The sequence below is a fragment of the Streptomyces rectiverticillatus genome, assembly GCF_013394065.1.
Taxonomy (GTDB): domain Bacteria; phylum Actinomycetota; class Actinomycetes; order Streptomycetales; family Streptomycetaceae; genus Streptomyces; species Streptomyces rectiverticillatus.
Genome location: NZ_CP040752.1, coordinates 7,320,185 through 7,345,477, shown reverse-complemented (window position 1 = coordinate 7,345,477; position 25,293 = coordinate 7,320,185). Strand labels below are relative to the sequence as shown.

Genomic DNA, 25,293 nt, shown 5'->3' with positions numbered 1-25,293 from the left:
CCCTTGCGGAGGAAGGGACTCGCCGACGTTCATCAGCCAAATACCACGCATTAAGGTGTTACGCCCATAAAGTTACATTGTGCAGTACCAGCGCTGACCTCGGGTCAGCCTGTCACGTCGGGGCCTCACCCAGGGGTCTCGGGAGGGGCCGGTTGCGCTGCCACACCCGAGGACCCTCATAGGGTCTCGCCGACCGGCGGGCTCCTGGTCCGAGGAGAGGCGCACACATGGTGCAGCACAGAAGGCCGAAAGCGCCGGTCGACTGGAACCTGGTCCGCAGCGCGGCCCGAGCAGTGACGCCCTGGGTGGAGCTGCTGACGGCCCTCACCGCTCTGGCCCTGGCGATGACCGGCAGGGGCTGACCCGCGGGGCGTATCACCAGTACGCCCCGTGGAGCCAACTCTTCGGCTTGCCCGTCGCGGGTCCAGCCCCGCGGCGGGCATTTCCTACGCCCGCACCGCGTGATTCCGGCACGGAAGGCGCGACGGCGTACGTGCCCGTCGCCCCCTGTCGGCTGCCCGACGAGCCCACACACTAACGCACGGAACGGGGCGCCGCCCGGGACCGCGACGCCGGAGCCAGCCACCTGGAGGACACCGGCCGGAACCCCGGCGGGCACCGGCCCGCGCGTCCGGCGCACCGGCGGCCCCCGGGCGGGTGAGACACGGCGCGCCGGGCCCGCGCGCGTCAGGGCGGCTGACATGTTTTCTCGCCGAGGGCGTCCATCAGCGGCTTATAGGGCCGTTGGGGTCCGGCCCCCGCCGGGAGACCGGCTCAGTTCAGGGAAGCGCTCTCCATCACGTTGTCCACCTCCGGCGCTTCGATCGGCCCGCCCGGCTGGGCGACGCCGAGGAGGAAGGCCGAGCGGCTGTCGTCCACGGCGATGAGCGTCAGGCGCAGATGACCCGTACCGCTGCCGGAACCGTCCGGGGTTCCGGCACCGCGCTTGCCCTCGCTCACCTTGAGCGCAACCGTGTGCGCGGGGCGGCCGCCGACCGTCGCCGGCCGGGACTCCTGTACTTCGGAGCTCCCGTCGGGATAGAAGAACACCGCGTTCGAGCGGGCCGCCCGCTCCGCCTGCTGCTGCAGTGCAGCCTGCGGTATGGCGGCGGCACGGCCTGCAAGGACGGTGCTGCCGCCTTCACTGCTTGTGCCGGTCCCAGTGCGGGCGCCGGTGCCGGCATGTTCCTTGGTGACCGACGAGGTGAAGGCGCCGACCAGTTCCTTCCCCTCCTCGTGTTCCCACCCTTCGGGTATCGCGTAGGAGAGCCCGGCCGCGCCGTCCGTCACCCGCGGCCGGAGCGGGCGCCGGGGGTGCGGGCGGAAAGGCGAGGTGAGGCGTCGTCGTCATGATCTCAGCATCCGGGAGCCGGCCCGCTCCGGCCTGAGCACACGTACTCACTCGCATACTCATTCGACTTCGACGTCGACGTCGCCGCCGTCTGAGCGACCATCGGTGCCCCGGGCCCCTCCAAGGCATGGGTGCCCGGGGCGCAGCTCTCCCTCAGTTCGTCGAGTTCGGCTGCCGTCAGCCTCCGGGCGGAGCCGCGCCGTCCGGGGTCGAGGAGTGCGCAACCGGCCTCCAGCCACTGCGGGAGGGGTTCTACGCCGGCGGACTCGGCGAGGCGGGACAGTTCCTCCCGCGGGGCGTCGAGCAGGTCCTCGTAGGCGAGGGTGGTGCGCCGGTCCGCGGGCACGGAACCGAGGAACTCCCCGCCCTGGATGATGAGGTCCGACCACAGAGTGCCGAACACCCTCAGGGGCAGGTCCCGGTCCCGTACGAGCGCCGGATCGAAGCGGTCGCCGAGCAGCGGCGCCAGGTCCGGCGGCAGCGAGCGCACGTGCTCGTCGGTCAGGTCGGCGAGGTCCTCGACGCCGGCCCGTGCCTTGATCTCGCGCAGCAGGCAGATCGTGCGGAATCCGGGGTGGCGGCTCATGGACAGGGCGCAGTCGGGACCGCCCCTGAACATGTGCACGAATCGTGCGTGCGGGAAGGCGTCCCGCAGCTGCGGCACCCAGCGCGTCGAGTAGCCGGAGCGCTCCATGACGGCCGTACGCCCGAACCGTGCGCAGAGCAGGCCGAACAGCGCCAGGTGGTGCTCGGCGGCGGTGCGTTCGGGCCAGTGGACGACCTCTGCCCGCAGTTCGTCGAGGAGCGCGTCCGGGTCGCCGGTGAGGTGGGGCAGCACCATGAGGCAGAGCGCGGGAATGCCGGTGGTCTCCGACGCGTACCGTCCGGGGCGGCGCGTGTAGAGGAACTCCGGAAGCGGCAGCCCGCTGCGGATCAGCCGCTCGTAACGCGGCACGGGCCGGGCCAGCGGCTGCCAGAACTCCTCGCCGGTCACCTTGCCTTCGGGGAACGCGGTGTCGCCCACCGAGGCCATGAACTCGTTGAGGCTGAGGACGTCCGGGTGGGCGTTGACGATGCGGGACAACGCGGTCGATCCGCTGCGGCCCGTACCGACGACGAAGGTCAGGGTTCTCATGCTCACTCCGGCTCAGGCCCCGGCCGTTGCCGCCGACGCCTGCTGCGCGGCACGTCGCCGCGCCGCGCCGACCCCCGCCGTATCGCCGAGGCGTTCGGCGAGCCGGGCCTGCGCGCCCCAGTTGTACGGGCACAGGGGGCGCACGTTTATGCGCTCGCTCAGCAGCATGCGCGCGATGTCGTGCTGCCCGCTGCGCACGGCTGCCTCCACCAGGGTCCGCTGGACGGCGTCCCGCTGTGCGTGGCTGCCTCCGAACGTCTGGAGTCGGTGCCGGATCGGGAGCAGGAGGCCGACGACGTCGTCGTAGCGGCGCTTGCCGTAGGCGACGAGCGCCCGGCACACCGGGAGGCCGACCTCGGCGGTCATCGGCAGGTTGGACAGGCCGTCCGTGTGCGGGCCGGCCTGCCGCACCCAGGACTCCCGGTCCCGGATGAGGCTCTCGGCCTCGGCCATCCGGTCCGCCCCGACGTGGGCCATGACGGCGTGCGCGTCGTTGAAGGCGTAGTAGGCGCCGTCCTGCCGTGCCGTCCATGCGTCGGAGAGAACTTCCCAGCGGTCACCGGTGTCGATGTCGGCGCCGGGCCCGTTGCCGTTGCCGTTGCCTGTGCCTGTGCCTGTGCCTGTGCCTGTGCCTGTGAGGTAGAGCCTCCACAGCAGGGACGCCGCGTCCAGCATCTCCATCGCCAGCCCGGCCGAATCCTCGTTGTGAAGGACGGCGTCGTAGACGTCGAGGACCCGGTCGGTGCGGCCTGCCTCCAGGTTGTAGAGGGCGTAGTGCCACCAGTTGTGGACGTTGAGGTAATTGCCGTCCGCCCAGTCGGCCGTCCGCTCGTCCAGATAGCGGATCCCGTCGGCGAACCGCCCCGTCATCTCGTAGGCGTGCACGACGGCGTGGATCCCCCACACGTCGCGGGCGTTGCGTTCCACGGCGGCCAGGCCCGCCTGCTCCGACTGCGCGTAGTGCCCCGCTTCCTCGAGGCCGAACGCGTACATGCCGAGCAGCAGGCCGTAGTGCGGGTCGTCCTCGTCCCAGGCGGACAGCGCCCCGCCGATGCGGTCGCGCAGCAGCACGGCGTTGCCGGTGAAGAAGTCGGTCTGGTGGCCCACAGCCAGGGCCAGCGCGTCCCGCGGGTGGGCCACGTGGAGCTCGCCGAGCACGCGGCCGGCTCCCAGGACGTCGCCGTTCAGCCAGGACGAGGCGGCCTCGATGTGCATCCGCTCCCGCGGAGTCATCTCCGAGCGGTGCACGCCCCGGCGGAAGTCCTCGAAGGACTTCCGCGCCGCTGCGGCGTCCTTCTCCTCCGTGCCCAGCAGACCGAGGTACGCCAGGAGGACGTTGCCCATGACCGAGCGCGGCGAGTCGGTGACCACCGCCTCCGCCTCGGTGGTGACCTCCGGGCGGAAGAAGAGCAGGGATTCCAGCGCCTTCTCGTAGTGCCGCACCGCATCGGTGCTGGTGAACGTCATCGCCTGAGCATGCCGGTCCGTTCCCACTCCCAGTCCTCCCGCTCGACCGCCGTGACAGCCACCGTGACAGCGCCACCGCGCCCGGCCGGGCGCCGCGGCGGAGGCGGCAGCAGTACATGCCTGCCCGGTCCTGCGGGCCCGGACGCATGATCGCAGCACCCTCGCCGGCCCGGGCTTCGGTGGAGACGGTGGAGACCCCGTGGCCGGGCCCCGGGAGTGCGCCCGACTGGAGGCATACTGGCCCACAGACAAGTCGACCTGATCACGCAGCAGCCGAGCAGAAGAGCCAAGGAGCCATCGTGTCCATCCACGACGTGGAGATCGGCGCCCTCCAGGGCGGCCCCGCGCATCTCGCGCAGTACCGCGGCAAGGCCGTCCTGGTCGTCAACGTCGCCTCGAAGTGCGGCCTGACCCCGCAGTACGCGGCGCTGGAGAAGCTGCACGAGCGCTACGCGCCGCGCGGCTTCACGGTGCTGGGCGTCCCGTGCAATCAGTTCATGGGTCAGGAGCCCGGTTCCGCCGAGGAGATCGCCTCCTTCTGCTCGGCCACCTACGGCGTGACCTTCCCGATGACGGAGAAGACCGACGTCAACGGCGAGCAGCGGCACCCTCTGTACGACGCCCTCGTGGGCACGGCGGACGCCGAGGGTCACACCGGCGACATCCGCTGGAACTTCGAGAAGTTCCTCATCGCCCGGGACGGCAGCGTCGCCGCCCGCTTCAGCCCGCAGACCGAGCCCGACGCCCCCGAGGTCGTCTCGGCCATCGAAGCGGCCCTGCCCGCCTGACGCCTTTCGGCGCCGCCGCCGGGGGCACGGTGCGGCAGGCCACCGTCGACTGCCCGGCTGCCCGGCTCGCGGGCCGCGCAGCTGACGGTGACCTGCCGCGGGCGGCCGTCCCGCGGGCTCCTGCCGCCTACGCCTCTATGCCTCGCCCCTACTACGCCTCGCCGACGGCACTCGCCCCGCGCCGGAGCGGGTGCGGGTTGAGGCGGGCGAAGCCTTCCTGGCGCTCGTAGGGGAAGTACGGATACGGCGCGGTCGTGGCGCTCGCGGCGTCGAGCCTTGCCACTTGAGCGGCCGTCAGGTTCCACCCCACCGCGCCGAGGTTCTGCCGCAGCTGCGCCTCGTTGCGGGCACCGATGATGACGGAGGAGACCGTCGGGCGCTGCAGCAGCCAGTTGAGGGCGATCTGCGGCACGGTCTTGCCGGTTTCGCGTGCAATCTCGTCGAGGGCGTCGACCACGCGGAACAGGAGTTCGTCCTCCACGGGAGGGCCGTAGTCCGCGGTGGCGTGCAGACGGCTGCCGGCCGGCAGCGGCTGGTCCCGGCGGATCTTGCCGGTGAGGCGTCCCCAGCCCAGGGGGCTCCAGACGACGGCGCCGACGCCCTGGTCGAGGCCGAGCGGCATCAGCTCCCACTCGTAGTCGCGGCCTATGAGGGAGTAGTAGACCTGGTGAGCGGCATAGCGCTGGTAGCCGTGCTTGTCGGCGGTGCCGAGGGACTTCATCAGCTGCCAGCCGGCGAAGTTGGAGACGCCGGTGTAGCGGACCTTCCCGGCCCGTACGAGGTCGTCGAGCGTGGACAGGACTTCTTCCACGGGGGTGCCCGCGTCGAAGGCGTGGAGCTGGAAGAGGTCGATGTAGTCGGTGCCGAGGCGGCGCAGGGCGTCCTCGACGGCCTTGATGAGGCGTGAGCGGGAGGTTCCCGCGTCCGCCGGGCCGTCGCCCATCGGCAGCCCCGCCTTGGTGGAGATGATGACCTCGTCGCGGCGGCCCTTGATCGCGGCGCCGAGCACCTCTTCCGAAGCGCCGGCGGAGTAGACGTCGGCGGTGTCGAACATGTTGAGACCTGCCTCGAGGCAGATGTCGATGAGGCGGCGTGCTTCCTCGGCGTCGGTGTTGCCCCAGGCGCCGAAGAGCTCTCCGCGCCCGCCGAACGTGCCCGCGCCCATGCTCAGCGCCGGAACCATCAGTCCTGAAGCGCCCAGTCGTCGGAATTCCACAGCGGTTCCCTTCCCCTTGTCCCCTCGTGCCGCCCTGCGCCGTGCGGGCTCGGGACGACAACACTACCGGGACCGAGGTCCCGTTAAGATGAGTTCACCGTAGCAGAGACCGAGCCCCTAATGGAATGGGAGTCCCGTTATGGAGTCCAGGAGTGCGGATCCGGGAACTGTGCGCCCCGGCGGGCGCACCGCCCGCGTGCGAGCCGCCGTCCTGCAGGCCGCCGGAGACGCACTGGCCGAGGGCGGGCTCTCCGGCCTCGATCTCGCCGACGTGGCGCGGCGCGCGGACGTCGGCAGGACGACCGTGTACCGCCGCTGGGGAACGCCGGCCGCCCTGGTGGCCGACCTGCTCGCGGACATGGCCGAGCAGTCCCTCCCGCGTGCCCGCACGGGCACCCTCCTGGGCGACCTGCGGGCCAATGCCCGCCTCGTGCAGCGCACGCTGGCCGACCCGCGCCAGGGAGCGCTCTTCAAAGCGGTGATCGCCGCCGCGACCTGCGACGCCGAAGCGGCCTCGGCCCTCCGCCTCTTCTACGCCACCCGCGTCACGGAGTGGGAGCCCTGCGTCCGGGAGGCCGTCGAACGAGGTGAGCTGCCCGAGGGGACCGACACCCGCGAGGTCGTCCGGGCCGTCTCCGCTCCCCTCTACTACCGCTTGCTGACCACGGGCGAGGCGCTCGACGAAGCGGCGGCGGACCGGGCGGCTGCGGTCGCGGTCGCAGCCGCACAGGCGGGAGCCTTCGTCACGACGGCTGAGGCTCCGGCCAAACAGTGAAGCGAATGCGTCATCGCGAGGCGAACGGCGGCATCCGGCACACGGGTGGTGAAAAAGTCCGGTGCAGTCCCCTACCCGGGCTCCCATCCGGGCCCCTCATCCGGGACCCTCATCCGGGGCCGGTGGACAGACCACTCGACGAAAGGATCTTTCGTGAGTAAGAGGACCACCACACTGCTGGCAGCCGCTGCGCTCTCCGTCGTCGCCCTCGCCGGGCAGGCGGGCGCCGCGGAGATCTCGGGCCACGCCTCCCCGGCCGCCGCGAGCGCAGCGGCCGAGCCGGGCATCCAGGCCACCCGTACCGTCCACGCCCCGTTCACTCTGGAGCAGAACCAGTCCCTGACCTCCGACACCGCCAATCTGGTCATGCAGTCCGACGGCAACCTCGTCATCTACGACGAGTTCGGCAGAGCCCGCTGGGCCTCCAGAACCGTCGGCCAGGGGTGGAGAGCCGCCTTCCAGGAGGACGGCAACTTCGTCGTGTACACCCGCTCGGGCAAGGCCGTCTGGTCGTCCAGGACGGCCGGGCACCCGGGCTCGCGCCTGGTCGTGCAGGACGACGGCAATGTCGTCATCTATGACGGCAGCCAGGCGATCTGGGCCTCCGGCACGAACCACTGATCCCACCCGTCCGTCGCGCGGCCGGGCCCCGGCAGGGCCCGGCCGCGCTATCGCCGGGACGCGGTTCCGGAAACCGGTCCCGTCGCGCCCGGTGGGCCTCTGCGCATCCGGCCCGTGTCGCAGGAGCTGCACGGAGGGGGCGGGGAGGTAAGCAAGGGGCATGCGCATTCAGTTCCTTCCGGCAGGCCCCGGCCCCACGGGACCCCGGCGCGCGCTGATTGCCGCCCCGGTGGTGCTCATCGCCGTCATCGTGGTGGTCGACCTGGTGACCGGCCCCGACATCCACCTCGGCCCCCTGCTGGTAGCCGCCCCCGCCCTCACCGCGACCTTCGGCGGCAAGCGGCTGACCGCCTTCATCGGCGCCCTGGCCGTGGGCGCCCAGATCGCCCTCGGGTTCTTCTTCGGCCGGATCACGACCGCCGACCACCAGACCCAGACCGCGGCCCTGTTCCTGGCCGTCTGCTTCATCGTCGCCTTCCGCGCCCTGCGCGAGCGCCACGAACAGGCCCTGGACCGGGCCTGGTGGATCGCCGACGTCGCGCAGAAGGTCCTGCTCAAGCCCCTTCCCTCACGCATCGGCCCCCTGGAGCTGGCCTCGGAGTACGCGGCGGCCGAGGCCGAGGCGCAGATCGGCGGAGACCTCTACGCGGCCGTCCGCGCCCGCGGCGCGACCCGCGTCATGATCGGGGACTGCCGCGGCAAAGGCCTGACCGCCGTCGGGGACGCCGCCCTGCTCCTCGGCGCCTTCCGCGCCGCCGCCCACCGCTTCCCGCCCCTCCCCCGCCTCGTCGCCCACCTGCACAACACCGTCTACTGGGACGCGGAGGAGCCCGCCGACGAGCTCGCGGCGGGCGAGAGCTTCGTGACCGCGGCCGTGCTGGAGATCCCCGACGACCAGCCTCTGGTCCACGTCATCAGCTGCGGCCATCCGCCTCCGCTGATCGTCCGCGACGGCGAGGTGGTCACCCTGGCGGTCTCCGACCCCGACCTGCCCTTCGGCCTGGGCGCACCCACGACGGAGGACGACTACGTACCCGAGGCCTTCGCCTTCCGCGACGGCGATCTCCTCCTGCTCTACACCGACGGGGTCATCGAGGCCCGCGGCCCCCACGGCACGTTCTACCCCCTCGCCGAGCGCCTGGCCTCCTGGAACGAACGCGAACCGCAGCGCCTGATCCATCGCATCCGCCAGGACCTGCTCGCCCACGCCGGCGGGGCCCTCGACGACGACGTCGCCCTGGTCGCCATCCGGCGCAGCCCGGCGTGACCGCCCCCCGGACCCCGGGTATGCGGCGAGGGCGGTGGCGGCCCCTGGGTACGGGGCGCCACCGCCCTCGGCGGAATGCGGGGTGGAACTAAAGTCGTGCGCTGATCAGTAGGCGGAGTTGACGTTGTCCATGGAGCCGTACTTGTCAGCGGCGTAATTACACGCAGCGGTGATATTGGCGACCGGGTCGTAGATGTCCCAGGAGGTGCCCTCGACGTGGTACGCCTTGAACGTCGGGTCGATCACCTGCAGCAGACCCTTCGACGGAACACCGTTCACAGCATTGACGTCCCAGTCGTTGATCGCACGCGGGTTACCGGTCGACTCACGCAGCACGTTCTTCTTGATGCCCTCGTACGAAGCCGGAATGCCCTTCGCCCGCAGAATGTCCAGGGACTCGTTGATCCAGCCGTCAAGATTGTCGGCATACGCCTTCTTCGCCGGGGCGGCAGGCTTAGCCGGAGCAGCAGGCTTGGCGGCGGGCTTCGCCGGGGCGGCGGGCTTGGCGGCGATGGCCTTGCGCTCGGTGGAACGGTTGGCGGCCTGCTCGGCCGCCCGCTCCGCGTCCACCTTCACCTTCGCAGCAGCATCCGCGCCGGCCTTGGCGGCAGCGTCGGCGTGCTGGTCCAGCTCGGCCTGCTGCGTCTCACCGAAAGCCTCGGCACTCCACGCCACCGGCTTCACCACAGCAGCAGCGGCAGCGACCGGGGCAGCGTGCGTGTCAGCGGCGAAAGCGTGCGGGGCGACGGCCACCGCGACGACAGCGGCACCGGTCGCGGCAATACCGGCGACAGAGAACTTGTGAATCTTCGGCAGACGGCTATAAGCGGAGACGGTGGAGCGCATGAGTGAGCTGAACCTTCCAATCGCGGATGTCGCCCGGCCCTGAAGCGGCGCAGAAATCAAGCGCCGTTTCTCGGTCGACGGCGCCCAGCGACCCCGCAATTGTTAGCGGCGGCGAAAACCCCTGACAAGGGCTGTGACCTACTACGCCCCTTCATTGCCGACCCGCGAATATCCGCCCTGCCCCCGCATTCACCCACGGCTGTCCACTAACCGGATTCGTAAGTGATCCAGGCCTCATGCGCGGCCTCACACGCCACCACCCCCGAAACAACACAAAGCAAGCACGAATACGCACAGCGTCAGCGGATTCCGGGGGCCTCGGAGGCTCCGGGGGCTCCGGGGGCTCCGGCGCGCTCAGGAGGCCTGGTCGAGGGACGCGCGGGGGTGCGGGATCGTGGTTTCCGTGGTCGGCTCCGCGGCCTGCTGCAGGGAGACGGTCCGCGCCGGAGCGGGGATGCGGATGCCCTCGGCGCGGTAGCGCTGGTGCAGGCGCTTGATGAATTCATGCTTGATGCGGTACTTGTCGCTGAACTCGCCGACCCCGAGGATCACCGTGAAGCCGATCCGGGAGTCCCCGAACGTGTGGAACCGCACGGCAGGCTCGTGGTCGGGGACGGCGCCGTCGACGTCCTTCATCACGCTCTCGGCTACCTCGACGGTGATCCGCTCGACGCGCTCCAGGTCGCTTTCGTAGCCGACGCCCACCTGCACCGTGACGGACAGCTTCTGCTCGGGCCGGCTGAAGTTGGTCATATTCGTGCCGGCGAGCTTGGCGTTCGGGATGATGACCAGGTTGTTGTTGAGCTGCTCGACCACCGTGATGCGCCAGTTGATGTCGCGGACGTAGCCCTCCTCACCGCTGCTGAGCCGTATGTAGTCGCCCGGCTGGACCGTCTTCGAGACGAGGATGTGCACGCCCGCGAAGAGGTTGGCCAAGGTGTCCTTCAGGGCCAGGGCGATCGCCAGGCCGCCGACGCCGAGGGCGGTGAGCAGCGGGGCGATGGATATGCCGAGGGTTTCCAGCATGACGAGGAAGCCCATCGCCAGGACCGCGATGCGCGTGATGTTCACGAATATGGTGGCCGATCCGGCCACGCCCGATCTGGACTGCGCCATGGAGCGCACCAGTCCGCTGATCACCCGGGCGGCGGTGAACGTCGCGATGAGGACGATGGCGGCCATCAGCACCTCGTCGACGACGTGGCCGACCTGGCGGGTCAGCGGGAGGGCTCCGGCGGCCGCCGCCACGCCGGCCGCGACCGCGCACCCGGGCGCGAGCGTGCGCAGCACGTCGACGATGAGGTCGTCGCCCTGCCAGCGGGTTCTGAGGGCACGCACGCCGAGCCAGCGCAGGATCACCCGCAGCACGAGGGCGACGGCCAGGCCCGCGGCGACGGCGATGCCGGCGACGATGATGTCATGCAGTGTCAGATCCCGGTTCACCGGTGACCTCCCCGCCCTGCGGAGGAGGGAGCGGCGGCGTCGTGCGCCGTCGCCGGAAGGCCGGAGTAATGATTCGTCACCTTGTACCTGTCTGTCCCGACGGATCGTGCTCGCGCCGGGCCATGGCAGTGACCCGGCGCGAGAAGTCATCCTGCACCACGCCCGTTTCACGCCTGCACGCCCGGGTGGCGGTTCCGACGCCCCGTCAGCGAACCCCGTCCTGAGGGCGGAAGGAGCAGCTCAGCGGCGCGTGGGGAGCGAGGTGTCGAGAGGGATCTCCGACCGGGCGGACGGAGGGGTGCGCAAGCGGCGGCAGGAGGTCACCGTGGCGTTTTCCGGTGCCCGTCGCTGATGTGACGGACTCGATTATCCATCCCCCGTGCGACCCGGGAGCCGGGAACCATGCACATCAGCATTGGCCAACGCTCCGTCCGCCGGCACCGGGACGTCGCCGCGCATCCAGGCGGAGCCGATCGCTGCGGGGGCCGCTCTTCATGTATCGCATCATTTTGTCGGTCGACGATCTGGCACGCGTGAGGATCAGTGAATCGGATCTCCTTTCCATGGAGGCCTTGTTCGCCCTGGAGGCGCTCCGGGAAGGCCGTGGAGAGGGTTTTCGCGCATGGCGGCAAGGGGTGTGCGGGGGCGGCCGCCGGGCCGATCCGAGAATGGAACGGGTCGCGACGCTGATCCGCCTTCCGGGCGGCCCGGGAAAGCTGCTGGAATTGTGTACGGGCGGGGGACGCCACACCATGGTCCCCCCGAACGGGGCCGGAGTTACCGCCGTGTCCGTGCATTCCGCGGTCCAGGACTTCCAGCAGATGGCCGTCGCACCGCACTGGGGGCGGATCCGTGCCTATCTCGGCGAGGTCCGGGACACCCTGCGGGACATCATGTGCCGTGACGGCGTGGAAGTGCTGCTGGACTCGCTGGGTCCGGGAATCCGCTGGAACGCACCGGCCTTGGAGATCGCGGGCGTACGTTCCGGAGAGAGGGAGCTGGACGGCAGCGGGCTGGTGCTGGCTCCGTCCCTGTTCCTGCAGCGCGCAGGGCATGTGCTCCCGCCGGCTCGGCAGGGCGCGCGCCGTGCCCCTGTCCTGGTGTTTCCCGACCGTCCGGGGCCGGAGGAGCTCACGCGGTTGCTGGGCGGCGGACGGGCAGCCGGTGCACAGTGCGGGGCGGACAGCCTCGCCGCCCTGGTCGGACGGACCAGAGCGGCCGCGCTGCGCGCGCTGCGCGAGGGCTGCACCAATGCCGAGCTGGCCCAACGGCTGGGCGTGTCCGCGGCCGCGGTGAGTCAGCACATGGCCGTCCTGCGGGCCGCCGGCCTGGTCGCGACGCGCCGCAACCGCAGCCATGCGATCCACACCGTCACCCGTCTCGGCCACCTCCTGTTGCGGGGCGAGGCGGCGGAACGGCACCCGGCTGAAAGGCACGTGGCGGAACGGCACCCGGCGGAACCGGCGCTGCACGGGGCGGCGCTGCACGGGGCGGCGTTGCCGCAGGTCCGGGACAGACGGGCGCCCGCGGCTGCGGTGGCACTGTGATGCCCATGCGTTACGGATACCGCGCCTGTCCGGCCGGGTACCCGCAACTCTCCGGCATTCAACGGAAATCGCTTGACGACGCGGATCCGGGCTGCCCGGCCCCACGCATTACCGGATGGTAGATCTCCGGTTAAGCATGGACTTACGCCAATTGCCGGGCGGTGGCGAGCGGGTGCAGGATTCTCGTAGCGGAACGGAAAAGCATTCCCTTTCAGACAATTGACGACGGCATAAGAGATGCCGCCTGCAGCACGGCGGGAGGGCACCATGGATCCGAGGTACGAGGCGTACACCATTGCAGATTCCACGTGGTACGAGCCGCTGGACCGCTGCCAGGATTCGGATTCCCGGTTCTCCCTCGCCGTGCGGGAACTCCCGGAGGGATGGCGGCGGGAACACCAGGGCGTATGGGAATTCCTGACGCCCGGTGACGCCGCAAAGCTGCCGGAGCAGGGCTGGAAGATCCACGTGAGTGCGACGCCCGGCGCCGCCGAGGAGACGATAGAGGCGGCCTGGAACGTCTGCCGGCGGCTGGGGCTGCCGTGGAAGTTCCTGCGCAGCCGGCAGATCGTCGCCGCGATGAACACCAAGTACGCCCACCGGGCCGCAAGCGGCAAGGCCGTGACCGTCTATCCCCGGACCACGGAGGAGCTGCGCACGGCTCTGGAGGAGCTCGAGACGGCGATGCGCGGGCGGCCCGGGCCCTACGTGCTCTCCGACCGGCGCTGGAACGACGGCCCGGTGTCGGTCCGCTACGGAGCCTTCGCGCTGATGTGGTGCGAACTCGCCGACGGCACACGGGTCCCCGCGATGCGCACCCCTCAGGGGAAGCTCGTGCCCGACCCCCGCCGCCCGGTCTTCACCGTCCCTCCGTGGGCCGGCGTCCCGGACTTCCTCGCGGAGCAGCCGGCGGCCGAGGGAGCATCCGCTTCACTGGGCGGCTACGAGGTCCGCAAAGCGCTCCACTTCTCCAACGGCGGGGGCGTCTACCTCGCGGCCGATGGCTGCGGCGGACAAGTCGTCCTCAAGGAGGCCCGGCCGCACGCACCATCGACGACCTGTGCTCAGCCGCACGCGCCCTCGTCGACCAGGGCGAGGCGGACCCGGGACAGCTCGCCGGCCTGGCCGCCAGCAACGGCGGCCTGGTGCTGGCCGCAGCCGTGCTCCGCGCCCCCCGCCTCTTCTCGGCCGTCGCCTGCGCCGCGCCCCTCACCGATATGGCCCGCTACACCTCAGGCGGCGGCCTGGGCCGTCTGTGGCACGACGAGTACGGGGATCCCGCCGACCCGGCCGCGCTCGCAGCGCTCCTGGCGTACTCGCCCTACCACCACGTACGGCCCGGCGAGTCCTACCCGGCCACGCTCCTGATCACCGGGGGCAACGACGTACGAGTCCCTCCCTGGCACGCCTGGAAACTCTGCGCCGCGCTCCAGGAGGCGACCGCCGGCCGGCGGCCCGTCCTCCTGGACCACCAGCCCGGCACCGGCCACCACGGGCGCACCGGCACCGCCGCCACGGCCCTCAGCGCCCGCGTCCTTGCCCTCCTCGCCACCCGCACCGGCCTCACCGCACCCACGAGACCGAACCCGCCCTCGCCGACCACCGACGTGAACGCGCCCTCCGCGCTCCGGGCGCTCCGGCAGCCGACCGCACCCGTACCGTCCTCGAGGAGCACCGCATGACCTGGGCACACCTGCGCCACGGCCCGGCACGCCAGCCCTACGTACATGAGCCCTACGCACACCATCCGCCGGCAGCCCCGCCGGCAGCCTCCGCGGTGGACCTCGCCAAGGTGTACGGCAGCGGAGCACGCCGCGTCGCGGCGCTCGACAGCGTGAACGTGTCGTTCCAGCAGGGGCACTTCACCGCCATCATGGGCCCCTCCGGGTCGGGCAAATCCACGCTCATGCAGTGCCTCGCAGGACTGGACACGCCCACGTCCGGAAGGGCCCTCATCGGCGACACCGACCTGGCCGGCCTCTCCGAGCGGCAACTGACCCGCCTGCGCAGGGAACGGATCGGGTTCATCTTCCAGGCGTTCCACCTCCTGCCCGCCCTGACCGTGGCGGAGAACATCACCCTGCCCCTGGCCATCACCGGCCGGCGCCCGGACCGGCAGTGGCTCGATCAGGTCGTCACCACTCTCGGGCTCACGGACCGGCTCGGCCACCGCCCCGGAGAACTGTCCGGCGGGCAGCAGCAGCGCGTCGCCTGCGCCCGGGCCCTCGCCGGGCGGCCCGACATCGTCTTCGCGGACGAACCCACCGGCAACCTCGACACCCCCACCAGCGCCGAAGTCCTCTCCCTCCTCGCCCACCTGACCCACCACATGGGGCAGACCATCATCATGGTCACCCACGACCCCGCGGCCGCCGCCTCCACCGACCGCGTCGTCTTCCTGGCCGACGGCCGCATCACCGACGAACTCCACCACCCGAACGCCGACCAGATCCTGGACCGGATGAAGCGCTTCAACAACCTGTGACCGGACTCCCGCGTTCTCGTCCTCGCCGGGTGCCGCGCGGCCGGCCGGCACGCGGGCGGGGAGGAATGGCGACATCAGTGCCTCGTGGCGGATGTACGGGCGCGGATCGTTGAACAAGCGCTGCCTCAGTCGGTGTCCGGGTCCGCGTCGAGGCCGTCGATCAGGCGGTCGAGGAAACGCGTGAAGGTGGCCTCGGGGGTAAGGGGCCGTCCGGGCGCGGCGAGGGCTTCCGCGAGCTCGGGGTGGTGGCCGTCCGCGGCGACGGCGGCGAGGTAGCGGGCTTCGGCCGCGGCCCGGTCCGGTGACTGCGCGGTCGCGGCCTGCGCGATCTCGTGGGCGACGTGCGCGGCGACGAATCCGGTGAGCTGGGCGAAGACCTCCAGCTTCGCGGCGCCGTCCAGCCGGGTCGGCCGCAGGGCGGCGAGTGCGCGTTCCAGGAAGGCCAGCGTGTGGGGGCCGAGGGACCGGCGGGCGGACAGCGCGGCGGGGAGCCAGGGGTGCCGGAGCATGAGGGCGCGCTGCAGGTGGCCGATGGCCTTGAGGTCGGCGCGCCAGTCTCCGGTGAGGGGATCCGTGGTCGGGAGCTCACCGCTGACGTGGTCGACCATCAGTTCCAGCAGGGTCTCCTTGTCGGGTGCGTAGTTGTAGAGCGACATGACGCCGGCCCCGACCTGGGCGGCGACGCGCCGCATGGTGACCGCTTCCAGCCCTTCGGCGTCGGCCAGGGCGACGGCTGCGGCCGTGATCGCCTGGCGGCTGAAGGCCGGTTTGCGGCCTCTGCCGGACCGGCCGGGGCTCAGCCAGAGCTGCTGCGGGTCGACTCCGGCTGAGCCGTTGCCGTCTCCACGGGTCACGTTCTCCTCGCTCCTCTCCTCACCACTGCGACTTGCGGAAACCATCCAAGCATCCCCTATTCTCGTACACTGTACGTAAATGATGGAGGGGAACACGATGACACCGCATGCGCACGATGCCGCGCCGAGGACCGTCTGGGCCGGGCCGCCCGGGAAGCCGCCGCTCAGCTCCCGGCTGATGAGGGCGACATGGCGCGGCCTGCCGGCCGCACAGCACGACGTCGGCTGGGAACCGGGGCTCGCGGTGCCGGCCGCGGACGGCAGCCCTCTGCGCACCGACCACTACTTCCCCCGTACGGAGGGCGACTTTCCCACCCTGCTCGTGCGTTCGCCCTACGGCAGGGGTCTGCCGTGGTCACCGATGTACGGGATGCTCTTCGCCGAACAGGGCTTCCACGTGGTCCTGCAGAGCTGCCGCGGCACCGGCGGCTCGGGCGGCCGGTTCGACCTGTGGCGCAATGAGGCCGCCGACGGCCGGGCCGCGGTGTCCTGGCTGCGGGAACAGCCCTGGTTCACCGGAACCCTGGGCACCGTCGGACCCAGCTACCTCGGCTACGTGCAGTGGGCCCTCGCCCTGGACCCGCCGCCGGAGCTCAAGGCGATGGTGGTCCAGGTCGGCCTGCACGACCCCTATGCCCTCTTCCACGCGGACGGCGCGCTCCGCCTGGAGAACGCCCTCACCGTCGGCGTCGGCATGACGTACCAGCACCGGGGGATGGTCCCGTTCGTGAGGGCGGCACTACGCCTGCAGCGGCGCCTGCGCGAGATCACCACCGCGCGGCCGCTGCGCGGGGCGCACGTGCCCGCCCTCGGAGAGGTGCCCTGGCTGGACGACGTGATGACGCACCCGGACGCCGGCGACCCGTACTGGGACGGCGCGTCCCTGGGAGAGGCCGCGGAGCGGCTGAGCGTGCCCACCGGCCTGATCACCGGATGGCACGACGCCCTGGCCGACCAGACCTTCGAGCAATACGCCCGGCTGCGCAGGGCCGGATGCGAAACCTCCCTGCTGGTCGGCCCCTGGACCCACACCTCCGCACTTCAGCAGGGGTGGCCCGAGGTCTTCTCCCAGAGCCTCGCCTGGCTGCGCGCGCACCTGTGCGACGACCCCGCCGACCTGCGCCCCGCACCCGTGCGCGTGCACGTCGGCGGCGACGGCGACGGCACGTGGCGGGACCTCGACGACTGGCCGCCGGCGCCCGGCATGACGACGGCCTGGTTCCCCGCCGCGGACAGGCACCTCGCCCGGGATGACACCCGTCGGACCCCGGGGGAATCCGCGCCCCTGAGGACCTTCCGCTACGACCCCGCCGACCCCACTCCCTCCCTGGGCGGGCCCCTGCTCTCCCGCGGCGCCGGGCCCCGCGACAACAAGGCGCTGGAAGCGCGCGACGACGTCGTGACGTTCACCAGCGCGCCGCTGACCGTGCCCGTCGACGTCCTCGGCCCGGTCTCCGCGCGGCTGCGTATCTCCACGGACACCGGCTACGCCGATGTCTTCGCCCGCCTCTGCGACGTGGACGCGCAAGGCCGTTCCCTCAACCTCTGCGACGGGCTGATCCCGCTGCGGACCGCCGGGCAGGCCCCGGCGGAGGTCACCGTGCCGATGAGCTCGACCGCCCACCGCTTCGCCGCCGGTCACCGCATCCGCCTCCAGATCAGCGGAGGCGCGCATCCGCGCTTCGCCCGCAACCCCGGCACCGGGGAGCCGCGGGCCGAGGCCACAGGGCTCACGCCGGTCCGGATCACGCTGCACGAGGGCTCGGCGCTGGTTCTTCCTCGGGCGGCTTAGGTGCGCGGTGAGCGGCGAGCAGTGAGCGGCGAGCGGTGCCACGGATTCGCCCGCCGCGGACGGAGCAGGCGCGTCAGTTCCAGGGGTTGGCCGGCTGGTCGTTGATGGCCGTCCAGAAGCGGGTGCCGGCCGGGACGTCCCCGTAGGCCCAGTAGCTCCAGCCCCCCGAACTCTCCAGGTTGGGACCGTATCTGCCGTCGTGGAACTCGGCCATGCGCCAGCCCGTTCCGAAGTTGTTCGCGCACACTCCGTCGGCGACCGCGCGGCTGGTCAGGCGGGTGCCGCGGATCGGATTGGTGGCCGCAACCGTGCCGCGCGCCCAGCCCGCGTAGAAACCGGGCGTGATGCCGGCGGGGGCCGGCGAGCCGTCGACTCTCAGGCAGAGGACCGGCAGGGCCGTGGTCGTGGCGGTGTCACCCTGGTACGGATTGCTCAGGGGGCCGCCGCCCACCTGCACGGTGCCGCCGGGGCCGTCCGCGAGCAGGGTCCAGGTCATGGCCTTGCCGTTGGCCTCCCCGGAGGGAGTTGCGGCTGCAGCCGGGGTCACGATGCTCCCTGCCGCGGCCAAGGCCGCAACACCGAGAGCGAGGGCCGTCTTCACCGAGCGCATGGCTTCTCCTCACTGACGTGACATGAGATGCGATGGCGTAACGGTGGGGATTCTCCACGCTCTTCACGGAACCTCCAAGGGTGGAACCGGACACCGCCCGGGAGGCGGCTGCACACGGCTCGGCCCTGCCCGGGCTATCTCGCCGTGTACGTCAGGCAGTCCGCCGAGGGCCCCAGGGAGGCCACAGTGATGCCAGGCGCCTGGCATTCGAGGCCGACGTTGTGCAGGCACCCGGACATCTTGCAGGCACCGACCCGGCCGACGGCGGAGGCGTCGCCGCCCTTGGACGGGAAGACGAAGTACGTGTCGCAGTGGGCGTGCGTCGCGTCGCCCACCGTGATGGCCAGTGCGTGGCAGGCGCTGTTCTGGTTGTAGGCGCACTCGTCCACCTGACATACGCTCACCTGCGGCATTTCCACGGCGTTCTCCTCGGCACGGCGCCCCTGGTCTGTTCCCACGACGCCTTCCTCGGGCACCGGACGGTGACACCGGTGATCCGGTCCGTTCACCCGGAAGCGGGAGCCGTGCCGCCGGAGCCCGCGACCGACCCCTTGACCGGGCCGCACGCCACGGGGTCAGCTGGCCGTGGATCGGCCGTACGGGACGGAGGCGGAGCGACATGACGACACAGGCACGCGGCCCGGTGCAGCACGCCGACCCGCTTCCCCTGCACCGTCTGCAGGTCGCACCGCCACAGGTACCGCCGTTCGCCATGGGCTCCTTCGACGCCCTCGGCCCCGACTCCCGGGCGGGCTACCCGCACCGGCACACCTTCTACGAGATCGTCTACGTGACCGGCGGCTCGGGCGCCCACATCGTCGACCTCGTCCGCAAGCCCCTGAGCCCTCCCCACCTGTGCGTCATCCTGCCCGGGCAGGTGCACTACTGGGAGCAGGTGTCGGGCCTGCGCGGCGTCCTGACGCTGTTCACCGAGGACTTCCTGCTGGCACGCCCCGGCGACCGGCAGCTGCTGCGCGCACTCGCGGAGCAGCACTGGCTCCGGCTTCCCGCCGCGCCCTCCGGCGGGGACAGCGACGCCGCGGGCGTCGGCTCGCTCATCCGGGCCATGGCAGCCGAGTTCACTGCGAAGGCGGACGGCTACGCCTCCGTGCTGGAGGCGTACCTGCACATACTGCTCGTACGCGCCCTGCGCCTGCCCGGCGCACGAAGACCCGACGCCGCAGCCGGCCGGGCCGCGGACGTGGCGCGGGAATTCGGCCTGCTGCTCACCGAGACCTCGGGTGCCGAGCGGTCGGTCGGGGCCTGCGCGGCGCGCATCGGCGTCTCCGTCGGCTATCTGAACGAGGCCGTCAAACAAGCCACCGGCCGTACGCCCGGCGAGCTGATCCGCGCGGCCCGGACGCTGGAGGCGAAGCGGTTGCTGGCCGGTTCCTCTCTAGGTGTCGGCCAGGTCGCCCGGCGGGTGGGCTTCACCGATCCCGCGTACTTCTGCCGCTTCTTCCGGCGCGAGACCGGCCTCAGCCCCGGGGACTTCCGCCGCAGGGCGGTGACGGAGGAGCCGGAGAGTCAGGCCCCCCGCGTAGGCCAGGGGAATCACCATGTTTGCCCAGCGGAGTCCATCGATCCGCAGGGCCCGCCTCCCTAGGTTCGTCGGTGAGTCACTCACCCCAGGAGGCGGACCATGACGGACGATCACGCCCGCAGTGGAGACACCGGCGTCGCCGGAGACACCGGGCACACCGGGCACACCGGAAACGCGGAGTCCATGGGTCGGCGGACGGTCAGTCGCAAGACCCTGCTCAAGGCGGCACTCGTGGCGGTGCCCCTGCCCGCGCTGCTCGGTGGCGGCGTGGCCCTAGCCCGGGATCACCGGCCCTCGGACGCGCCCCTCCGGCCGACGCCCTTCTGCGACGACGGGGACGACCCCACGCCGCCGCAGATCGAAGGCCCCTACTTCAAGCCCGACTCCCCCGAGCGCGCTTCGCTGCTGGAGCCGGGGACGCGGGGCACGCGGCTCACGGTCGAGGGCTACGTCTTCGGACCGACCTGCCGCCCCGTCGCGCACGCCCTGCTGGACTTCTGGCAGGCCGACGACGCAGGCGCGTACGACAGCCTCGGCTTCCGGCTGAGGGGACATCAGTACTCGGACGCCCGGGGAGCGTTCAGGCTGTCGACCATCGTGCCGGGCCTCTACCCGGGCCGTACGCGTCACCTCCACGTCAAGGTGCAGGCACCCGGCGGCCCTCTCCTCACCACGCAGCTCTACTTCCCCGGAGAGCCTCGCAACGCCACCGACCCGCTCTTCAACGCGGCCCTGCTCATGAACGTCCGTCAGGCCGGCCCGGCCAAGCAGGCGACCTTCGACTTCGTGGTGACCACGGGCGGGCCCGGAAAATAGCAGCGCGGCCGGCGGTCGGCAGCCGATGGTCGACGGCCGGCCGTCAGACCGACAGCCGGAAGCCGAGGTCGCCGAATGCGACGTGATCGCCGGGGCCGACCCGGACGGACCCGGCGATGCGCAGGCCGTTGACGTAGGTGCCGTTGCGGGAGCCGAGGTCCGTCAGGCGCCAGCCGTGGTCGAGCCAGCGCAGCTCCGCGTGGCGGCGGGAGACCGTGTCGTCCTCCAGGCGCAGGTCGGAGACCGGGGCCCGGCCGATGGTCAGCGGCTTCGTACCGGGCTCGGGCAGCCGGAGGCCGGGCAGCCGCGCACCCCGCCAGGCTCCGCGCACGTGGGCCCCGAAGGCGGACAGACGGCTCACCGTACGCAGGATGAAGTCCGAAAACCGTCCGCGGGAGGGGAGATCGGCCATGGCGAGCTCGATCTCGGCGCTGGTGCGGGCGGTCAGGACGAGGTCCATGCGGCGCATGAACGTGTCGTGGGACAGCCTGCCGTCGCCGGTGCCGTCGCGCAGGATCGCCAGGGCCCGCTCCCGATCGGCCTCGGAGGGCCGTATCACGCGCGTACGGAACTCAGGAGAGGTCATAGAGGTGATTCTCGGGTTTCGGCCCCGCCCTGTCCACAAAACCAAGCGACAACCGGTGGTTCGGCGGCTATCGCGCCACGCATCCATGCGGTCAGTGGCTTCGCCGCCTCCGGTTCCCGGGCTGTCGGTTTATCGAGCACGAGCGCCGAATATCTCACGTGGTGTCCTACGGTCCGGTGTGCGTTGATGCCGGCGATGGTGATCTGCCAGTCCGGTTCGCTGAGCTGCGCGTCGCCGTACCGGAGGCAGCCGGCATCCGGCGTTGCGTGCAGCTATCGCGGAACCTCGATCTTGTAAAGTTCGATTTCGCGCTCGATGTACTGCTCAGCGGCACCCGCATCCGGCTGCTTCCGAGCGCGGGCACGGATCTTGCCGAGCTGGCGCAGCCCTTCAGGCCTCGGCAACCGGGCCAGCTCCCGTCGCGGTAGCACCTCGAAGTACTCCAGCCAGGTCACCCGGTCGAGCCCCACGATCGACCGCAGTGCGGTGATGACCGACGGAGCCACCCCGTCACGTTCCAGCTCCTTGACCTCGTCGGCCGTCAGCCCGAAGTGGAAGGGGAAGTCCGGGTTCTCCTCGGCCAGACGCCGCTTGATCTCGTCGGCCGTCAGCTGCCACCGGGTCTCGCCGCCCGGCAGCCCGGCCTCGAAGGGGTGGGCAGCGTATTTATCCGGTTCGCCTTTGACCCCGTGGGACGTCTTGATCGCATGCTCGAACTCGAATGCGGTGCCCTTCGCATGCGCGCTCCTGTTGAACCACACCACGACCGAGCCGACCGGTGCCTGCTCGAGGCCGGCGGGGTCACTGACATCGCGCTGATCGGACTCCAGGGCCTTCATGGGCGTTCCGCGGCCGCCTCCGACCTCGAATTTGGAGAATTTGGCGTTGAACGCCGCCTCCGGCAGCATCTTCCGCCACGCATACAGCTGGGCGAGCTGAGTGAAGAACAGGCACTCGCACGTCCACCTCTCCAAGTGCTGGAACAGCAGCCCCACGGCGGCATAGGGAGTGGCGGCCGTGGGGACGAGCCGCTCGTGTCCGTGCACCATTTCCGCAGGCCTCTGTGCCGAGGTGAAGTGTTCCGTGTCGAACCTCATCTCGCCCGGCCGGGGGAAGGCACATCCGCGTGCTTCCTTCTTGGACCGCACGAGCACCTCGACCCCTTCCTGCACGGCCTTCTCCCATTCCTTGCGGAACGTCTCGTCATTGAGATACGGGGCCGCACTCACACCGCCCGAAGGGACCACCCGGTCCTTCACGGCCTCGGCGAAGCCCCCTTTGACCCGCTCGTCGAGGAGATGCACCAGGCGCGCGCGTTCGGACCCGCCGAAGGAGTCATGGAGCGCCTTGGTCCGTACGCCGCCGGAGGAGAGGACGGCAGTGAGGTCGGGCCCGAGGCTGCGCTCCAGAATGGTGAGGATCGCCTGGGCGTCTCCCTTGCTCACGACACCGTCGTACAGGTCGCGCACCAGCAGTCTCTTCAGCTGCGGGTCGAGCACGACGGAGGGGTCGCCGCCTGCCCACAATGCGACCACCGCGCGTGCCTTGTTGTCGCTGTCGTAGTCCCCCTCCGGCTTGCCGGTGCGGCGCAGTTTGCCCAGGTAGCGCTGCAGTTCCTCGGGCGGAAACGTGCCCTCGCCGAACATGCGGGAGAAGGCTTCGCCCGGGCCCCGGGTGAAGATGTCGCCGACGAAGCCGACGGCGTCACCGAGGAAGCTCAGCGGGCCGGAGCGCTGCACATACAGCGGCCCGTCCGGGCGTGCCGACGGCTCCTGCTGGATGACGTGGGACAGCTCGTGGGCGATCAGAGCTCGGCCCGGCGGCGTGGCCGGCCGGTAGCGGCCGGCGGCGAAGACGATGTGCCGTCCGGCCGTGTACGCCGCCGCGTCAAGCAACCGCGCAGAGGCATCCGCGCGCGCGTCGGTGTGTACCCGTACCCGGCTGAAGTCGTAGCCGTGGTGCGATTCCATCCTCTTCCGCGTGCCCGGTTCCAGCGCTTGACCGGGCGAGGCGAGCGCACTCGCGATGGCGGTCCAGGCGGCGTTTCCCGAGGACCGGGTGAACCCGGGCGCATGCCCTGCAGCGGTCGGGGCGATACGCGACAGCGACGGGCGGCCGGCTGCGGCGGCCCGGGCCTGCCGCTCGTACACGCTGCCCGGCCGGCTGAGCATGACGGGCCGGTGCAGCGGCGAGCGCACCTCGGTGCGGCCTGTCCGGTGCACGTGCTCGGCCATGCCACCAGTATGTCCACGGCCCGGCGACGTGCCACCGCGGACGACACCTCCCGGGCTCCCTCCGCCCGGCGGATGAGTACGCGCACCTGCGCACTCTGAGTACCTGCTCTGAGGCGCGCCTGCCGGTGCGGCGGGTTCACTGGTCCCATGAACGACCAGGGGACGCGAAACGATGCCGAGCTGCGGCGGGCGTGGGCCGACGCCAATGCTGCGGATGTCGCCGAGCAGACACGCAAGGCCCGTCCCGGCGGACCCGCCGATCGCGACGACGACGCCTCGAGTGCACCCTTGTGGGCCACGGTGCTCGCGGCGCTGGTCATTCCCGTGGCCGTGTTGTTCGGCTCGCTCGCTCCCATGGCCACCGACAGCTGCGGCCCGGACAACTGCTCCCGGGCGCTCGACGGCACCCTTGCCCTGGTCAAGTACAGCCTGTTCACCACGGTGATCGGTACACCGGCACTGCTTCTGACGTCCTGGCTCCTGCCACGCCGCATGCGCTACACCAAGGCACGCAAGTACTTCGCGTGGGGTGCGCTGCTCCCGCCGGTGATCGTCATCCTCATGGTGCTCGGCCTGCCGGAGTGAGGCCCGTTCGCGCCCCTGCCCGGCGCGCGCGAGCAGGTCCGGGAAAGCCGCGCAGGTCTTGGAAAACAGGGACAACTGGCGCGTAGGCCGACCGGGGAAGATAGTAGGAAGCAGGGGGTATCCGTCACATCGGAGGACACCATGATCGTCCTCGGAGTCATTCTCCTCATCATCGGGTTCCTGACCGGTGTCTCGATCCTGTGGACCATCGGCATCATCCTGCTGATCATCGGGCTGGTCCTCTGGGTCCTCGGCGCAGTGGGTCACGCGGTCGGCGGACGTAAGCACTACTGGTAGCCGGTGCTCCTGGCGGGTGCAACAGCGGGCAGGGAGCCGAGCCTGCCCGACGCACGCGGAGCTTTGTCCGAGGCGGTGATCGGTGCGCTCGGCAGCGAGCCCGGAGGGCGGGTGAGCCTTGCTCCCGACGGCGCTGTGCGCAGCTCCGACCCGTACGGAGACGATCTCCACCTCGCCCTCTACCTCTGCTACGAGCTGCACTACACAGGCTTCGGCGGTGTGGACGACGCCTGGGAATGGGACCCGGAGCTGCTCCGGCTGCGCGCAGCGCTGGAGCGGGCGTTCCTCGCGGCCCTGCGCCGCGACGTCCCCGCACACCCGGACGTCACTTCCGCGCTGCGGGACCTGCTGGTGGAGCCCACCGAAGGGGAGGGAGTCTCGCACTTCCTGCGTGACGAGGGCCGGATGCGGCACCTGCGGGAGTACCTCGCACTGCGCTCCTTGTACCAGCTCAAGGAAGCGGACCCGCATGCCTGGGCCATTCCCCGGCTGACCGGGAGGGCCAAGGCGGGGCTGGTGGCCGTGGAGTACGACGAGTTCGGCGCCGGGCGGGCCGACCGCATCCACGCGGGTCTCTTCGCCGCCGCGATGAGCGAACTCGGCCTCGACCCGGCGTACGGCCGCTACCTGGAGGCAGCCACGGCACACACGCTGGCCGTGGTGAATCTGATGTCACTGCTGGGGCTGCACCGGTCGTTGCGCGGTGCGCTGGCCGGGCACTTCGCGGCCGTGGAGATCACGTCGTCCCCGTCCTCCCGGCGCCTGGTCCAGGCGATCGACAGGCTCGGTGCAGGCCCCGCTGCCCGTCACTTCTACGCCGAACACGTCGAAGCGGACGCCGTACACGAGCAGTTGGTACGTCATGAGGTCATCGGCGGCCTGCAGGCGGACGATCCGGGGCTGACGGACGACATCGTCTTCGGGATCGACGCCACCGTGTGGCTGGAGGACCGTCTCGCCGAGCACGTTCTCGGGGCGTGGAGCGACGGTGGTTCCGCGGTACGCCGGCCCCTCTGACGGCTGCACGCACGCCGA

24 protein-coding genes and 2 pseudogenes are annotated in these 25,293 nt (G+C 71.1%); 15 read left to right on the top strand and 11 right to left on the bottom strand.

Annotated features, from left to right (window positions below; translation table 11 throughout):
• The first annotated feature begins 227 nt into the window (after nt 1-227).
• Entirely contained in the window at nt 228-362 is a 135-nt protein-coding gene (locus FGW37_RS33940; RefSeq protein WP_256791784.1) for a hypothetical protein, read from the top strand.
• 412 nt (nt 363-774) lie between these two features.
• On the opposite strand, the gene FGW37_RS31815 is transcribed toward FGW37_RS33940, so the two are convergent.
• The 3 genes from FGW37_RS31815 to FGW37_RS31805 all read right to left on the bottom strand — a co-directional run bounded on the left by FGW37_RS31815 (nt 775) and on the right by FGW37_RS31805 (nt 3,953).
• The gene (locus tag FGW37_RS31815; RefSeq protein ID WP_179084242.1) at nt 775-1,290 is read right to left on the bottom strand and encodes a hypothetical protein; all 516 of its coding nucleotides are present in this window, start codon (nt 1,288-1,290) and stop codon (nt 775-777) included.
• A gap of 65 nt (nt 1,291-1,355) precedes the next feature.
• Complete coding sequence (locus tag FGW37_RS31810; RefSeq protein WP_179084241.1) at nt 1,356-2,486, bottom strand: sulfotransferase family protein; 1,131 nt, start codon at nt 2,484-2,486, stop codon at nt 1,356-1,358.
• Nucleotides 2,487-2,498: 12 nt separating this feature from the next.
• Complete coding sequence (locus FGW37_RS31805) at nt 2,499-3,953, bottom strand: tetratricopeptide repeat protein (RefSeq protein WP_218650621.1); 1,455 nt, start codon at nt 3,951-3,953, stop codon at nt 2,499-2,501.
• Nucleotides 3,954-4,252: 299 nt separating this feature from the next.
• Here FGW37_RS31805 and FGW37_RS31800 point away from each other — a divergent pair, with 299 nt between their 5' ends.
• Nucleotides 4,253-4,741, top strand: a complete 489-nt coding sequence (locus FGW37_RS31800) for a glutathione peroxidase (RefSeq protein ID WP_179084239.1) — start codon at nt 4,253-4,255, stop codon at nt 4,739-4,741.
• Between the two features lie 151 nt (nt 4,742-4,892).
• Here FGW37_RS31800 and FGW37_RS31795 read toward each other — a convergent pair whose 3' ends face one another.
• Nucleotides 4,893-5,957 (bottom strand): aldo/keto reductase, encoded by a 1,065-nt coding sequence (locus FGW37_RS31795; RefSeq protein WP_179084238.1) that lies wholly within the window; start codon nt 5,955-5,957, stop codon nt 4,893-4,895.
• A 139-nt stretch (nt 5,958-6,096) separates the two neighbouring features.
• On the opposite strand from FGW37_RS31795, the gene FGW37_RS31790 reads away from it, so the two are divergent.
• The 3 genes from FGW37_RS31790 to FGW37_RS31780 all read left to right on the top strand — a co-directional run bounded on the left by FGW37_RS31790 (nt 6,097) and on the right by FGW37_RS31780 (nt 8,620).
• The gene (locus FGW37_RS31790; RefSeq protein ID WP_179084237.1) at nt 6,097-6,732 is read left to right on the top strand and encodes a TetR/AcrR family transcriptional regulator; all 636 of its coding nucleotides are present in this window, start codon (nt 6,097-6,099) and stop codon (nt 6,730-6,732) included.
• A 153-nt stretch (nt 6,733-6,885) separates the two neighbouring features.
• A complete protein-coding gene (locus FGW37_RS31785; protein WP_179084236.1) occupies nt 6,886-7,353 on the top strand; it encodes a hypothetical protein in 468 nt (155 codons plus the stop codon).
• A 160-nt stretch (nt 7,354-7,513) separates the two neighbouring features.
• Nucleotides 7,514-8,620 carry a PP2C family protein-serine/threonine phosphatase gene (locus FGW37_RS31780; protein WP_179084235.1) on the top strand — a complete coding sequence of 369 codons (1,107 nt, stop codon included), beginning with the start codon at nt 7,514-7,516 and terminating at the stop codon, nt 8,618-8,620.
• A gap of 105 nt (nt 8,621-8,725) precedes the next feature.
• Here FGW37_RS31780 and FGW37_RS31775 read toward each other — a convergent pair whose 3' ends face one another.
• Complete coding sequence (locus tag FGW37_RS31775; protein WP_179084234.1) at nt 8,726-9,466, bottom strand: transglycosylase SLT domain-containing protein; 741 nt, start codon at nt 9,464-9,466, stop codon at nt 8,726-8,728.
• 354 nt (nt 9,467-9,820) lie between these two features.
• Nucleotides 9,821-10,909 (bottom strand): mechanosensitive ion channel family protein, encoded by a 1,089-nt coding sequence (locus tag FGW37_RS31770; RefSeq protein ID WP_179084233.1) that lies wholly within the window; start codon nt 10,907-10,909, stop codon nt 9,821-9,823.
• 785 nt (nt 10,910-11,694) lie between these two features.
• On the opposite strand from FGW37_RS31770, the gene FGW37_RS33935 reads away from it, so the two are divergent.
• The 4 genes and pseudogenes from FGW37_RS33935 to FGW37_RS31755 all read left to right on the top strand — a co-directional run bounded on the left by FGW37_RS33935 (nt 11,695) and on the right by FGW37_RS31755 (nt 14,941).
• Nucleotides 11,695-12,456, top strand: a complete 762-nt coding sequence (locus FGW37_RS33935) for an ArsR/SmtB family transcription factor (protein WP_179084232.1) — start codon at nt 11,695-11,697, stop codon at nt 12,454-12,456.
• 237 nt (nt 12,457-12,693) lie between these two features.
• Nucleotides 12,694-13,365, top strand: a pseudogene (locus FGW37_RS34325) (class III lanthionine synthetase LanKC N-terminal domain-containing protein); the annotation flags it as partial.
• On the top strand, nt 13,329-14,138 hold the full coding sequence (locus FGW37_RS33655) for a prolyl oligopeptidase family serine peptidase (RefSeq protein WP_179084231.1): 810 nt from the start codon (nt 13,329-13,331) through the stop codon (nt 14,136-14,138). The pseudogene FGW37_RS34325 and the gene FGW37_RS33655, both read left to right, overlap by 37 nt.
• Nucleotides 14,135-14,941: an ABC transporter ATP-binding protein gene (locus FGW37_RS31755; RefSeq protein WP_179084230.1), complete on the top strand. Its 807-nt coding sequence runs from the start codon at nt 14,135-14,137 to the stop codon at nt 14,939-14,941. The genes FGW37_RS33655 and FGW37_RS31755 overlap by 4 nt, the downstream gene beginning before the upstream one ends.
• Nucleotides 14,942-15,066: 125 nt before the next feature.
• Here FGW37_RS31755 and FGW37_RS31750 read toward each other — a convergent pair whose 3' ends face one another.
• Complete coding sequence (locus FGW37_RS31750) at nt 15,067-15,840, bottom strand: TetR/AcrR family transcriptional regulator C-terminal domain-containing protein (protein ID WP_179084229.1); 774 nt, start codon at nt 15,838-15,840, stop codon at nt 15,067-15,069.
• Nucleotides 15,841-15,973: 133 nt separating this feature from the next.
• On the opposite strand from FGW37_RS31750, the gene FGW37_RS31745 reads away from it, so the two are divergent.
• Entirely contained in the window at nt 15,974-17,587 is a 1,614-nt protein-coding gene (locus FGW37_RS31745) for a CocE/NonD family hydrolase (protein WP_246430885.1), read from the top strand.
• A gap of 73 nt (nt 17,588-17,660) precedes the next feature.
• On the opposite strand, the gene FGW37_RS31740 is transcribed toward FGW37_RS31745, so the two are convergent.
• Together FGW37_RS31740 and FGW37_RS31735 are read right to left on the bottom strand one after the other, a co-directional pair.
• Nucleotides 17,661-18,134, bottom strand: coding sequence for a flagellar hook-length control protein (locus FGW37_RS31740; protein ID WP_179084227.1), 474 nt, complete (start codon nt 18,132-18,134; stop codon nt 17,661-17,663).
• A gap of 197 nt (nt 18,135-18,331) precedes the next feature.
• Nucleotides 18,332-18,655: a DUF1540 domain-containing protein gene (locus FGW37_RS31735; protein ID WP_246430672.1), complete on the bottom strand. Its 324-nt coding sequence runs from the start codon at nt 18,653-18,655 to the stop codon at nt 18,332-18,334.
• 161 nt (nt 18,656-18,816) lie between these two features.
• On the opposite strand from FGW37_RS31735, the gene FGW37_RS31730 reads away from it, so the two are divergent.
• Together FGW37_RS31730 and FGW37_RS31725 are read left to right on the top strand one after the other, a co-directional pair.
• Entirely contained in the window at nt 18,817-19,803 is a 987-nt protein-coding gene (locus tag FGW37_RS31730; protein ID WP_179084226.1) for an AraC family transcriptional regulator, read from the top strand.
• A 120-nt stretch (nt 19,804-19,923) separates the two neighbouring features.
• Nucleotides 19,924-20,550 (top strand): annotated as a pseudogene (locus tag FGW37_RS31725) (dioxygenase family protein); the annotation flags it as partial.
• A 49-nt stretch (nt 20,551-20,599) separates the two neighbouring features.
• Here FGW37_RS31725 and FGW37_RS31720 read toward each other — a convergent pair.
• The gene (locus FGW37_RS31720) at nt 20,600-21,142 is read right to left on the bottom strand and encodes an FHA domain-containing protein (protein WP_179084225.1); all 543 of its coding nucleotides are present in this window, start codon (nt 21,140-21,142) and stop codon (nt 20,600-20,602) included.
• Between the two features lie 272 nt (nt 21,143-21,414).
• Nucleotides 21,415-23,376: an eCIS core domain-containing protein gene (locus FGW37_RS31715; RefSeq protein ID WP_179084224.1), complete on the bottom strand. Its 1,962-nt coding sequence runs from the start codon at nt 23,374-23,376 to the stop codon at nt 21,415-21,417.
• 147 nt (nt 23,377-23,523) lie between these two features.
• Between FGW37_RS31715 and FGW37_RS31710 the strand changes: the two genes are divergently transcribed.
• The 3 genes from FGW37_RS31710 to FGW37_RS31700 all read left to right on the top strand — a co-directional run bounded on the left by FGW37_RS31710 (nt 23,524) and on the right by FGW37_RS31700 (nt 25,275).
• Entirely contained in the window at nt 23,524-23,961 is a 438-nt protein-coding gene (locus FGW37_RS31710) for a transporter permease (RefSeq protein WP_179084223.1), read from the top strand.
• 141 nt (nt 23,962-24,102) lie between these two features.
• Nucleotides 24,103-24,258 (top strand): DUF6131 family protein, encoded by a 156-nt coding sequence (locus tag FGW37_RS31705; RefSeq protein ID WP_179084222.1) that lies wholly within the window; start codon nt 24,103-24,105, stop codon nt 24,256-24,258.
• A 63-nt stretch (nt 24,259-24,321) separates the two neighbouring features.
• Nucleotides 24,322-25,275 (top strand): iron-containing redox enzyme family protein, encoded by a 954-nt coding sequence (locus tag FGW37_RS31700; RefSeq protein WP_246430671.1) that lies wholly within the window; start codon nt 24,322-24,324, stop codon nt 25,273-25,275.
• Nucleotides 25,276-25,293: the final 18 nt, after the last annotated feature.